We start from the raw sequence: 12,190 nt of genomic DNA on the forward strand, positions 1-12,190 counted from the left end.
TTTTTCGCTATTTTTAAGGTTAGATTGTTTAAATGCTTATATTTCAGGCGATCCGTCGTTTTCAGGCTGACAAATCCGTTCATCCTCTTTACGATAGCAGGACATCTTTGTATTTGGAGCCGTCATGCGTATTTTATGGACTATCATCACCGGATTTTTTAAATGGAGCTGGCGAATACTGAATTTTGTGCGTCACCTTGTCGCCAACATTCTTTTTCTGGTCTTACTGCTGATTGTGGCCGGCGTGTATGTCACCCTCAGTGAATCTGATACCCAGGTCAGCAGAGAGCCCGGAGCATTATATGTAAATCTCTCCGGTGTTGTCGTCGATCAGATTTCCCGTAACAGTCCGCTTGAAGGTCTCAGCCGCCAGCTGCTTGGTGCGTCTGCCGGTCAGTTGCAGGAGAACTCACTCTTTGACGTGGTTGACACTATCCGCACCGCCGCCGGTGACCCGGACATTACCGGGATGGTTCTTAAACTGGATGATTTTGCCGGTGCTGACCAGCCATCACTCAATTATATCGGAAAAGCGATCAGTGAGTTCCGCAAACAGGGCAAACACGTTTATGCGATCAGCGGCAGCTACAGTCAGTCACAGTATTATCTCGCCTCTTATGCTGACAAAATCGTGATGCCGCCACAAGGTGGCGTCGGTATCTACGGGTTCGCGACGAATACCTTGTATTATAACGAGTTACTGGAGATGCTGAAAGTCAAAGCGCACATCTTCCGCGTCGGCACCTATAAATCGGCTGTTGAACCAATGATGCGTAATGATATGTCACCGGAAGCCCGCGAATCAACCCAACGGTTTGTCGATATCCTGTGGGATAACTACCTCACCACCCTTGCCGCCAACCGCAAAACAGATAAAACCACCGTTTTTCCGGGTGCGACAAAAATGCTCGCCCTGATGAAACTGGCACAAGGTGACAATGCCCGTTATGCCATGCAACAAAAACTGGTGGATGAAATCATGCCGTCGAGTGTTTTTGAAGCCGAAATGGTGAAAGTGTTTGGCTGGGATAAACAAAACAAAACCTTTAACGCCGTTCAGTTCAGCGAGTATGCCAAACTCAGGGGAGTCGGTGTTGCGCCGGAAAAAGAGACGCAGAATATTGCCGTTGTCGTTGTGCAGGGCGCGATTGTTGACGGACCGGATGCACCGGGCATGGCAGGCGGTGACGCTGTTTCTGCGCTTATCCGCGAAGCACGTCTGAACCCTGATGTGAAAGCACTGGTTCTGCGGGTAAACAGCCCCGGCGGCAGTGTAACCGCCTCTGACCAGATCCGCGCCGAAGTCGCCGCACTGAAACAAGCCGGAAAACCGGTTGTGGTTTCGATGGGCGGTGTTGCGGCATCAGGCGGTTACTGGGTTTCCACCCCGGCTGACTACATTGTTGCCTCACCGAGTACCATCACCGGCTCTATCGGGATTTTCGGGGTGGTCACCACCTTTGAAGATACCCTCAGCCAAATCGGTGTTCACACCGATGGCGTATCCACCTCACCGCTCGCCGATGCAACCGCTACCAAAGCACTGACACCGGAGTTTTCAGAGCTGATGCAGATGTATATCGAAAACGGCTACCGCTCTTTCCTGACGATTGTTGCGCAGTCACGGCACAAAACCACGGAAGAAGTGGATAAGATTGCTCAGGGGCGCGTCTGGATAGGGCTTGATGCCAAAGCTAATGGTCTGGTTGATAAACTGGGTGATTTTGATGATGCCGTCGCGAAAGCCGCTGAGCTGGCAAATGTTGAAAAACCGGTACTGACCTGGATGCAGCCGGAGATGACCTTTGTGGATAAACTGCTGTCAGAAGCGGTCGGGAATGTAAGTATCACCCTGCCGTCAACCTTGCAGGGACTTATCCCGGCACCTGTCGGCGCGACACTGACGCAACAGGCTACTTTCTCCAAAATGCTGACCGATCCGCAATACCGTTACGCGTTCTGCTTAAATTGTACTGATATTCAATAAGTTTATTCTTCAACCGAAAACCATAACCTGAAGCCTGTTCGTGACGAACAGGCTTTTTTTTTATTTCTGAACACCCTATAATTCCTGCAACTTTCCCTGTCACTCAGTTAAGAGCAGCAACATGCAAAAGAAATCCATTTATGTGGTCTATACCGGCGGTACTATCGGGATGCAGCACTCGGCGCAGGGCTATGTTCCTGTTTCCGGACACCTGCAACGCCAGGTCGCGATGATGCCGGAATTTTTCCGTCCTGAAATGCCGGATTTCACTATCACAGAGCATCAGCCGCTGATTGATTCATCCGATATGACACCCGATGACTGGCAGTGCATCGCCGATGATATCAACGCTCAATATGATCACTATGACGGATTCGTCATTCTGCATGGTACGGACACCATGGCGTTTACCGCCTCCGCGCTCTCTTTTATGTTTGAAAACCTGACCAAGCCGGTAATAGTGACAGGGTCACAAATCCCGCTGGAAGCCCTGCGTTCAGATGGTCAGATAAACCTGCTCAACGCGCTCTATCTGGCTGCTCATTATCCGGTCAATGAAGTCGGTTTGTTCTTCAACAACCGCCTGTACCGTGGTAACCGGACAGTAAAAGCCCACGCAGACGGCTTTGCGGCGTTTACGTCGCCGAACTATCCGCCACTGATGGAAGCCGGTATTAATATCCGCAACCTGAATACCAACCCGCTGCCGCAGAGTGATGCGCCCTTCACGCTGCATAATATTACCCCGCAGCCGATTGGCGTTGTCACTGTATATCCCGGGCTTTCTGTCGATGTGGTGAACAATATTCTGCAACAGCCGGTCAAAGCACTGATTATCCGCTCTTACGGCGTCGGTAATGCCCCGCAGCAACCTAAATTACTCAGTGCTCTGCGCGACGCCACTGAGCGCGGCATCATAGTGATAAACCTGACACAATGCATCTCCGGACGCGTCAATATGGACGGCTATGCCACCGGGCATGCTCTCGCGGATGTCGGTGTGCTCAGCGGGTTTGATATGACCTTTGAAGCCGCCCTGACCAAGCTGCATTATCTGCTCAGCCAGGATTACACCAGTGATGAGATCCGTATTCTTATGCAGCAGGATTTACGCGGTGAGCTCAGCTATAACGACAACTGAGCTATAACAAAGGCCGGGGATACAAGACGATGAACACAGCCCTTCTTCTGGTGGATTTACAAAATGATTTCTGTCAGGGCGGCTCACTCGCCGTACAGGACAGTGACAGCGTGATCCTCACCGCTAACCTGATGATAAAATATTGTCAGCAGCAGGCAATACCGGTGGTAGCCAGCCGGGATTGGCATCCGGCAAATCATCTGAGCTTTGCGGTCAACTCAGGAACGGTTGTCGGTGAATGCGGTGAGCTTAACGGACAACCACAGGTGTGGTGGCCGGTTCATTGTGTGCAGCACAGCCCGGGTGCGGATTTGCATCCCGACCTGAACAAACAGGGTATCGGGCACATTATTTTCAAAGGTGAAACCCCACAGATTGACAGTTACAGTGCGTTTTATGATAACGACCACCAGCGCCCGACAGCCCTTCTTTCCCTGCTTGCCGCACAGAATATTACCCGGCTGGTTATCCTCGGGATAGCCACCGATTACTGTGTGAAATTTACGGTGTTTGATGCGCTGGCGGAAGGTTTTGCGGTAACAGTGATAACGGATGGTTGCCGGGGCGTCAATTTACAGGAAAATGACAGCAATAACGCGCTGAAAGAAATGGAAAAACAGGGTGCGGTGTTACAGACCTGCGCGCAATTTTGCAGCACAAAAATCTGACAACAGCTCTGACAACAGATAAGACAGACGCGGGACAGCGGCATTTCTGCGCAGTCCCGGTTGGTGCTCAGTCCTGCGGCCGGATGGTCGCCAGGTGTGTATCACTGAACAGGGCTTTCAGCGCCTGTTTGGATTTCAGGCTGATCTCCCCGTTCACACCAATGGTCATGTGCTCCGGGTCCTCGTTATGACGGGACTGCCATATCATCACCAGTTGCAGGCTGCTGCTCTTCTGTGATTCTGTCAGCGGCACGCCATCAGCCCATTTGCCTAACTCGACGGCGGTCACCAGGCGCCGGTATACTTCCGGTGTCATGGCGGACAGCAAATCATCAATTTCCATTCTTACTCCTTCCCCGAATACGACTGATTTTACCTTTTGATTACATCAAAAAGCTGAATCGTTTTTTCTTTGGTTGATTAAATGTTAAATTGAAAACTTAACAGACTAACCTTTTGTTATTTCTTTTGTTTTTTTATCTTCAAAACTCAGTGATGCTGAGTTAATGCAATACCGCTGCCCTGTCGGCGCAGGTCCGTCAGGAAAAACGTGCCCGAGATGCGCATCACAATGCCCACAGCGGGTCTCAATACGATGCATGCCATGAGAGCTGTCGTCAATATACCGGATCGCACTTTTGCTGACAGGTTCATAAAAACTTGGCCAGCCGCAGCCTGCATCAAATTTAGTATCAGAATAAAAAACAGGGGAATCGCAGCAAATACAACGATATACACCCTGGTCTTCATTATATAGCAGGCGGCCGGTAAACGGATGCTCTGTTCCTGCCTCCTGTGTGACGTAGCGCTGAATATCTGTCAGTGCAGGTTTTTTTTCAGTCCCGGACATTGCTGAATCCTTATCATTATTCTGTAACCCAAACTAAAGTATAAGGGTAACAAAAAATTAACAACCTGTGGCCGGATGTTATTCTAAACGTGTCCTGTCAGCATTGACACCGCTTATTTGTGATGTGATTCACATTTATGTGCCATGCCCGCTGTCTTTCTTGCGCTAACTCCCGATAATAGCGGCGACAAATTTACTGAAAGTGGCGATTTGTTACGCGAAATTGAGTATTTTTTCTGTCAGATGACATTACTTGACACGATTCCGCTTGACGGCTGGCAAGGTTTTGGTAACTTTAGTAGCAACTTTAATTCACTAATAAATAGCTGGTGGTAATACTATGACTATCAAAGTAGGTATTAATGGTTTTGGTCGTATCGGCCGTATCGTATTCCGTGCTGCACAAGAGCGTTCTGATATCGAAATCGTTGCAATCAACGACCTGCTCGATGCTGATTACATGGCATACATGCTGAAGTACGACTCAACTCACGGCCGTTTTAACGGTACTGTTGAAGTGAAAGATGGCCATCTGGTTGTTAATGGTAAAACTATCCGCGTAACGGCTGAGCGTGATCCTGCTAATCTGAAGTGGAAAGAAGCCGGCGTTGATGTTGTTGCTGAAGCAACCGGTCTGTTCCTGACTGACGAAACTGCACGTAAACACATTCAGGCAGGCGCGAAGAAAGTTGTCCTGACCGGACCTTCCAAAGACGAAACTCCGATGTTTGTTATGGGCGTTAACCATAAAGAATACAAAGGTCAGGAAATCGTCTCAAACGCATCATGTACCACTAACTGCCTGGCACCACTGGCTAAAGTTATCAACGACAACTTCGGTATCGTTGAAGGTCTGATGACCACTGTTCATGCAACCACAGCAACCCAGAAAACAGTTGATGGCCCGTCACATAAAGACTGGCGCGGCGGCCGCGGTGCATCTCAGAACATCATCCCTTCTTCTACCGGTGCGGCTAAAGCCGTAGGTAAAGTTATCCCTGCTCTGAACGGGAAACTGACCGGGATGTCTTTCCGTGTTCCTACCCCTAACGTCTCTGTTGTTGACCTGACTGTCCGTCTGGAAAAATCAGCAACTTATGCGCAGATCTGTGACACCATCAAAGCAGCTGCCGCAGGCGAGCTGAAAGGTGTTCTGGGTTACACTGAAGATGATGTGGTTTCCACAGACTTTAACGGCGAAGTGCTGACATCTGTATTTGATGCAAAAGCCGGTATCGCGCTGAACGACAACTTTGTGAAACTGGTTTCATGGTATGACAACGAAACCGGCTATTCTCATAAAGTACTGGATCTGATTGCACACATCTCCAAATAAATCTGCATTCATTTTATCCTGACAAAGAGCCGCTGATGCGGCTCTTTTGTTTTTCAGTGAACAGACGTAAAGTACAAAGAGAACTTTATTTTTTTCATTTCAAAAGGGTAAATTATGATTGAGCGCCTTCTTGCATTACCTGTCGTCAGTCCGATCACTCCCTCTCTGTCACAGCGCCAGATGGGTGAACTGCCCGTTATTGTGATCGACCATCCGAAAGTCCGCGCGGCAGTCAGTTATCAGGGCGCACACGTACTCGCGTGGCAGCCGGCAGAGGCTGAACATCCCGGATTATGGCTCAGTGAAAACAGCGCGTTTACCCCGGGCGTGCCGGTACGCGGCGGGATCCCAATCTGCTGGCCGTGGTTCGGTCCGGTACAGGCTCCGGCTCACGGATTTGCCCGCACAATGCAGTGGGATTTTACCGCACACAATGAAAATGAAGACGGTGTTTTTCTGACCTTCACCCTGCGTGACAGTGCAGAAACCCGCAAAATATGGCCTCACGAATTCACACTGATTGCCCGTATCCGCCTGGGGGAAACCTGCGAGGTTGAACTTGAGGCTTACGGGCAGTATCAGGCAACCGCCGCGCTGCACAGCTATTTTACCGTCGGGGATATCGCACAGATTAGTGTTACCGGTCTGGGACAGCATGTGGTGGATAAACTGGCTCAGCGCGAAACCTATACCGATGATGACAAGCTGATTTTTCAGGGACGTACAGACCGCATCTATACCGAGCCGGAGCAGTGCAGTTATATCCGCGATAAAAAACTGAAACGGACGATTGAAGTCGTGCATTTTCATCACAGCGATGTGGTGTGCTGGAACCCCGGCGCTGCGTTATCCGCTGATATGAAAGATATGACGGATGACGGTTATAAAACCATGGTATGTGTCGAAAGCGCGCGGATTAATCACCCTATGGCCCCTCAGGGCGATAAACCCTCTCATCTCTCTGTCCGTGTCAGCCTGAATCCTGAAATCGCCTGACGGCAGTTACAGCGACGAATAGCCGGTAACAAATTACCGGCGTTCATCCACCGTCAGTAATAACGGTGAGTCAAACATTGATTTGGGGGAGATCACCGTTTCATTCAGCGGGATACGGTTACCGTAGCGCTCTTTCATTTTAGCTCTGACCGCCGGTGATGACAGGTCAAACTCACGCAATGTCTGCAATTTCCCGATCTCTGTGCCGGATGCATTTTTGTATATCTTCCAGACCAGCTCAGAGCAGTAGATCCGCTCATCATCCCATGAAAATGTCAGGTCATAAGGCCGCGACTGATAACGGAGCGCTTCCTGATACAGTGCCTTTTTCTGCGATCCCGTCAGCGGTGTGCGCAGCCGTTTCAGCACATAATGACCGGAAACGCCCCGTGCAACCCACTGTTTCAGCGGCGTAAATTTCACAACATCTGCCGCTTCATACACATAAGGTTTCCCGTCACGCAGCAGAATAATACCCATATGACTGTAGGGCGAATGCGTGGCTTTCTGAATGGCGGCACTTTGGGATGAACGCGAGGTGTGGAAAATAATATCGCCCTGTTGCGGTTGCAGGGCAAATACGGGGGCGGTGAAAAAACAAAAGAGTAATAACAGGTTGCGCACTGATATTATCATGCGTCGTCTCCTGTGAAATGCCATAAAAAAACTGCACCGGACAGCCTGTCAGGTGCAGCTCAGTAGTCTGTCTGTTTTATCAGAAGCTATAAGTTACGCCGGTCCACAGAATTGAGGCGGTTTTTTTATCCACCATCGGGCTGTCTTTGGCTTCATTCGGTAACAGGTCAATACGACCCATTGCGAACGCTGACCAATTATCATCAAACTTATAATTTCCTGTCACTTCAATATACGGCATAAAACTGCTGCCCGGACGGTATTCATCCAGACCGCTGCGGCGGGATTCTGTATCGGTTATGCCGTATTCATAGCGGTTCTGGCGCTCACTCTTCCAGACAACCCCGACACCCGGCTGAAGTGACCAGCTATCACCTTTAACGTTGTAGAGGTAAGCGCCATCAAAGCGCATGCCGTCACTTTTCCCGAGGATATCACCGGAGAAATTAGCGCGCAATGTTCCCCACTCTTCATGATGACGATAGCTCATGCCCGCCATCGCTGTATCACGACGGTTATCAAGCTTGCGCATACGGGAATCTTTATTATCTTTAGCGCGGTAAGCCTGCGGATAGTAATAAAGATCGACAGAAAGCTGATCTTTCTTATCATTCCACAGATAGTAACCCGTCGCTAACGTATGGAAATAAAAGTTTTTACCATCATAGTTAACCATCGGAACCGGCATGAATTTATCTGACGTTTTTGTCCCGCGATAGGCCTGTTCCTGGTATAAAACAGAGGCCCCGACAGACCACTTGCCGTCATCCGCCAATGCGGAGGCAGACAATGACGCCAGCACTGCCGTTGCCAGCAAACCGATTATTTTCTTATGCATTATTATTTCCTGAGTTAAATTCGTCTGCAAATTACAGTGATACGTATTCGCACAGTGATATATTTTACCGTGAATGATAATTCAGTAATGATTAAAATTACAAATATTTACTGTATCAAAACGTGCCGTTAACATGTTCCGAAACCACTCAGGGCGGCAATAACTGCCTGTCCGGCAGCGATCCCGCCATCCCCGCACGGAAGCTGGCGGGGTTCAAGAATGTGGCGGTGAGTTAATCCTGCCTTAATAAAGCTACGTAATAACCGGTTATTAAATACCCCGCCGGAGAGCACAACGGTATTGGTCTGATACTGTTCTGCGGCGTTATCTGCCATTTTTGCAAAAGTATTGGTCAGCATGACATGGAAGCGGAAGGCTTTTTCAGCTGATGTCAGCGAACCATCCGCCAGCATCATCCAGAGCGGAAGCAGATTAATCGTATTATCCGGATTAACCGGTAGTGACTTCGTTGTTCTCATTCCACCCTGGTTGTGACACTGTAACGCATGTGATTCCAATGCACAGGCGGCTTCACCTTCCCAGCTTACCGGACCGGAGATCAATCCCAGCGCACAGGCAACCGCATCGAACAATCGCCCGCAAGATGATACGCGGGGCGAATTAATTCCCTGTTCAATGGCTTTTATCAGTAATTCACAGCCCTGTTCAGGCAAACGGGCTGACAACGGTGAGTCCGCTGATAGTCCGGCATGATGCAGGTGCGCCAGCAAATTACGCCACGGCTGTGTTGCCGCTTTGTCTCCGCCCGGCAAACTCACGGCGGGCAGGCCGCCGGTGCGGATCATGTTACGGTAATCCCCCGCCAGTACTTCGCCGCCCCACAACTGATTGTCTGCACCAAACCCAAGGCCATCCAGCGCAATACCGACAACCACACCATCCTCCTGCCGCCAGCCGTGCTCTGCCAGACAGGCAGCAATATGGGCATGATGATGATACACAGGTATAAACGGCACCTGCCAGGCTGCGGCGAGCGCCATTGCGGTTTTATGGCTGACATACCCGGGATGCGCATCCGCAGCGACTGCCTGAGGGTGCACCTGATAAATCTGCTGAAACAGTGCCAGTGATGCCTCCTGTTGCGCCTGCACGGAAAGGTCATCAAGATCACCAAGATGGGGTCCGGTAATCAGCTGGTGATGATGCAAAAAACAAAATGCATTTTTCAGATCCCCGCCCAACGCCAGTATTGACGGCGTTTCTCTGCCGGTCACTGCACTGATATCGATCGTATCCGGCACATAGCCCCGCGCCCGGCGCAGCATCTGGTTACCGTCTTTCTGATAACGAACAAGGGAATCATCTGCACGCTGAATGATTTCGCGGTTATGCAGCAAAAAGACATCGGCAATCGTATTAAGTTGTTCAAATGCGGTGGTGCTATCAAGCGCCGGTGTATGACCGGAGGCATTACCGGATGTCATCACCAACGGGCGCTGACTGTCATGCAGCAGCAGATGCTGCAATGGGTTAGACGGTAACATAATGCCGATTTCACACAAATTCGGTGCTATCAGCGGTGATAATGCAGCGAACAGCCGGGGTTCTTCAATTAACACAATCGGCGCTGCCGGGCTTTTTAATAATGTCACCAGCGCCGCATCAGGTTCGTGTCCCAGACAGGCAGCCAGCCAGTCGACTGAGGGGATCATCACAGCAAACGGTTTTGCCGGGCGGTGTTTGCGAACCCGTAATTTCGCGACCGCATCACTGTTTTGTGCATCAACAGCAAGATGAAAGCCGCCAAGCCCCTGCATAGCCAGAATATTGCCATTGTGCAGTTGCCTGACACTCTCAGCGATTGCATCGTTATGACGCGCCACCACCTGCTGATTCACACCCGTCAGCCAGATTTGTGGTCCGCAGTCAGGACAGGCATTCGGCTGCGCATGGAAGCGCCGGTCGCCCGGGTCTTCATACTCTTTCTGACATACCGGACAAAACGGGAAAACAGACATCGCCGTATTGGGGCGGTCGTACGGCATGCTGCGGATAATAGTGAAACGCGGTCCGCAATGGGTGCAATTTATGAACGGATAACGGTAGCGGCGGTTTTGCGGGTCAAATAATTCTGCGCGGCAGGCATCACAGGTGGCGGCATCCGGAATAATTTCCGTGTCCATCTCACCATGCCCGCTGGCACAAATAACAAAGGCCGCCGGATGCTGTGCAAAGGTATAGTCGTGCTGCTCAATACTATCTATCCGCGCGAGTGGCGGACACTGAGCCTGTAACCGGGCAATAAACCCGGCAACATCGGCACTTTTTAACAGGTGAACAAGCACCCCTTCGCTGTCATTACTGACATCACCGCACAGCGCCATCTGGTGCGCTATCTGCCAGACTGCGGGACGAAACCCGACGCCCTGAACTTTACCTTTAACCCGTATTGCCACACCCGCAATCATAAAACGCTCCAGACTGATTTCAACCGATACCCTGATTTCAATCAACATAGTGTACAGCGGTCAGATGTACGGGTTATTTAGCCAGATCAGAAAAAAGCGGAATTTATACCCTTTCATTCAAACTGCAGGTTCGTTGGCCGCACTCAACCAGCCGGGTCACATACTAATGTATGCTCCCCGTCTATCTTCCCTTGCCGCCTGCCTGCATCCTGAATGACGTTGAGTATGCCTGAAATCAGTCAGTTATCACTACCGACACCCGCCGTGCCAGCGCCGTCAGCAATTCATAGCCGATTGTTCCCGCATGCATGGCAACCTCATCCACCGGCAGAGATTTCCCCCACAGCTCCACCGGTGTGCCGATATCCGCCGCCGGGCACTCAGAGATATCAACCGTCAGCATATCCATGGAAATACGCCCTGCCAGCGGACAGCGCTGTCCTTCAATCCATACCGGTGTGCCGTCCGGCGCATGGCGGGGATAACCATCGGCGTAGCCACAGGCAATAGTGGCAATGCGCATGGGTTTATCTGCGGTAAACCGGCTGCCGTAACCGACTGTATCTCCGGCTGCAATATAATGAACTGCAATAATTTCACTGCGTAGTGTCATCGCCGGCTTTAGTGCAAATTCCGCAATATCTGCATAATTTCCGGAGGGCGATGCCCCGTAAAGAATAATTCCGCAGCGGACTTCATCACCCCGCGAATCCGGCTCCCACAGTGCAGCCGCTGAATTAGCCAGACAGTGCGGCAGATTCAGGGAGCTGAATAGCGCAATGCGTGACATCTGCTGATGAATACCGGCAGTCAGATCTGCATCAGAAAAATGGCTCATCAGGGTAATATTATGCACCTGCGGCACTATTTTCAGACGCTGGAGTGCATTCAGATAAGATGCGGGAGAAAACCCCAGCCGGTTCATGCCGCTGTTCAGCTTGAGATAAACATTTAACGGATGAATAAGTGAGGCATCTTCAATTGCCTTTAACTGCCAGTCACTGTGTACCGATGTTGATAACTGATAACGGTCAATCAGCGCCAGATCCTCTGGCTGAAAAAAGCCTTCCAGCAGCAGAATGGGTTTCTGCCAGCCCCGCTCCCGCAGCGTGACCGCGTCTGTAAAATCCAGCAGCGCAATACCATCGGCTTCAGCCAGTGCCGGGAGGATCCGTTCAATACCATGACCATAGGCATCTGCTTTAACCACCGCCCACACCAGGGACGGGCTGACAATACGGCTTACCTGCGCCAGATTATGGCGGATGGCATCATTATGAATAACTGCCTGTATCGGACGCGGCATAAA

The 12,190-nt window shown here is 50.6% G+C and carries 11 protein-coding genes; 5 read left to right on the forward strand and 6 right to left on the reverse strand.

Annotated elements, in window-relative coordinates; translation table 11 throughout:
- The first annotated feature begins 124 nt into the window (after positions 1–124).
- The 3 genes from sppA (at position 125) to pncA (ending at position 3,796) form a co-directional block, all read left to right on the forward strand.
- The gene (sppA, locus tag AYY16_RS05140) at positions 125–1,987 is read left to right on the forward strand and encodes a signal peptide peptidase SppA (RefSeq protein WP_067362901.1); all 1,863 of its coding nucleotides are present in this window, start codon (positions 125–127) and stop codon (positions 1,985–1,987) included.
- A 121-nt stretch (positions 1,988–2,108) separates the two neighbouring features.
- Entirely contained in the window at positions 2,109–3,128 is a 1,020-nt protein-coding gene (gene ansA / locus AYY16_RS05145; RefSeq protein WP_067362903.1) for an asparaginase, read from the forward strand.
- Between the two features lie 29 nt (positions 3,129–3,157).
- Complete coding sequence (gene pncA, locus AYY16_RS05150; RefSeq protein WP_067362907.1) at positions 3,158–3,796, forward strand: bifunctional nicotinamidase/pyrazinamidase; 639 nt, start codon at positions 3,158–3,160, stop codon at positions 3,794–3,796.
- Between the two features lie 67 nt (positions 3,797–3,863).
- On the opposite strand, the gene AYY16_RS05155 is transcribed toward pncA, so the two are convergent.
- Together AYY16_RS05155 and msrB are read right to left on the reverse strand one after the other, a co-directional pair.
- Entirely contained in the window at positions 3,864–4,139 is a 276-nt protein-coding gene (locus tag AYY16_RS05155) for a YeaC family protein (RefSeq protein WP_067362910.1), read from the reverse strand.
- Between the two features lie 105 nt (positions 4,140–4,244).
- The gene (msrB, locus tag AYY16_RS05160; RefSeq protein ID WP_067362912.1) at positions 4,245–4,646 is read right to left on the reverse strand and encodes a peptide-methionine (R)-S-oxide reductase MsrB; all 402 of its coding nucleotides are present in this window, start codon (positions 4,644–4,646) and stop codon (positions 4,245–4,247) included.
- Between the two features lie 340 nt (positions 4,647–4,986).
- On the opposite strand from msrB, the gene gapA reads away from it, so the two are divergent.
- Complete coding sequence (gene gapA, locus AYY16_RS05165; protein ID WP_067362914.1) at positions 4,987–5,982, forward strand: glyceraldehyde-3-phosphate dehydrogenase; 996 nt, start codon at positions 4,987–4,989, stop codon at positions 5,980–5,982.
- 114 nt (positions 5,983–6,096) lie between these two features.
- Positions 6,097–6,978 (forward strand): D-hexose-6-phosphate mutarotase, encoded by an 882-nt coding sequence (locus AYY16_RS05170; protein ID WP_067362916.1) that lies wholly within the window; start codon positions 6,097–6,099, stop codon positions 6,976–6,978.
- A 33-nt stretch (positions 6,979–7,011) separates the two neighbouring features.
- On the opposite strand, the gene AYY16_RS05175 is transcribed toward AYY16_RS05170, so the two are convergent.
- The 4 genes from AYY16_RS05175 to alr form a co-directional block, all read right to left on the reverse strand.
- The gene (locus tag AYY16_RS05175) at positions 7,012–7,614 is read right to left on the reverse strand and encodes a YiiX family permuted papain-like enzyme (RefSeq protein WP_067362917.1); all 603 of its coding nucleotides are present in this window, start codon (positions 7,612–7,614) and stop codon (positions 7,012–7,014) included.
- A 79-nt stretch (positions 7,615–7,693) separates the two neighbouring features.
- Positions 7,694–8,452, reverse strand: a complete 759-nt coding sequence (locus tag AYY16_RS05180) for a MipA/OmpV family protein (RefSeq protein ID WP_067362919.1) — start codon at positions 8,450–8,452, stop codon at positions 7,694–7,696.
- Positions 8,453–8,580: 128 nt separating this feature from the next.
- Entirely contained in the window at positions 8,581–10,881 is a 2,301-nt protein-coding gene (gene hypF, locus AYY16_RS05185) for a carbamoyltransferase HypF (protein WP_067364740.1), read from the reverse strand.
- 235 nt (positions 10,882–11,116) lie between these two features.
- Positions 11,117–12,187 (reverse strand): alanine racemase, encoded by a 1,071-nt coding sequence (gene alr / locus AYY16_RS05190; protein ID WP_067364742.1) that lies wholly within the window; start codon positions 12,185–12,187, stop codon positions 11,117–11,119.
- Between the last annotated feature and the right edge of the window lie 3 nt (positions 12,188–12,190).

Source organism: Morganella psychrotolerans (assembly GCF_001676155.1).
In the GTDB taxonomy this organism is placed as follows: Bacteria; Pseudomonadota; Gammaproteobacteria; order Enterobacterales; family Enterobacteriaceae; genus Morganella; species Morganella psychrotolerans.

Bases quoted from the DNA above. Each gene is read 5' to 3' on its own strand.
- sppA (WP_067362901.1), top strand. From the start codon at position 125: ATGCGTATTTTATGGACTATCATCACCGGATTTTTTAAATGGAGCTGG.
- ansA (WP_067362903.1), top strand. From the start codon at position 2,109: ATGCAAAAGAAATCCATTTATGTGGTCTATACCGGCGGTACTATCGGG.
- pncA (WP_067362907.1), top strand. From the start codon at position 3,158: ATGAACACAGCCCTTCTTCTGGTGGATTTACAAAATGATTTCTGTCAG.
- AYY16_RS05155 (WP_067362910.1), bottom strand. From the start codon at position 4,139: ATGGAAATTGATGATTTGCTGTCCGCCATGACACCGGAAGTATACCGG.
- msrB (WP_067362912.1), bottom strand. From the start codon at position 4,646: ATGTCCGGGACTGAAAAAAAACCTGCACTGACAGATATTCAGCGCTAC.
- gapA (WP_067362914.1), top strand. From the start codon at position 4,987: ATGACTATCAAAGTAGGTATTAATGGTTTTGGTCGTATCGGCCGTATC.
- AYY16_RS05170 (WP_067362916.1), top strand. From the start codon at position 6,097: ATGATTGAGCGCCTTCTTGCATTACCTGTCGTCAGTCCGATCACTCCC.
- AYY16_RS05175 (WP_067362917.1), bottom strand. From the start codon at position 7,614: ATGATAATATCAGTGCGCAACCTGTTATTACTCTTTTGTTTTTTCACC.
- AYY16_RS05180 (WP_067362919.1), bottom strand. From the start codon at position 8,452: ATGCATAAGAAAATAATCGGTTTGCTGGCAACGGCAGTGCTGGCGTCA.
- hypF (WP_067364740.1), bottom strand. From the start codon at position 10,881: ATGATTGCGGGTGTGGCAATACGGGTTAAAGGTAAAGTTCAGGGCGTC.
- alr (WP_067364742.1), bottom strand. From the start codon at position 12,187: ATGCCGCGTCCGATACAGGCAGTTATTCATAATGATGCCATCCGCCAT.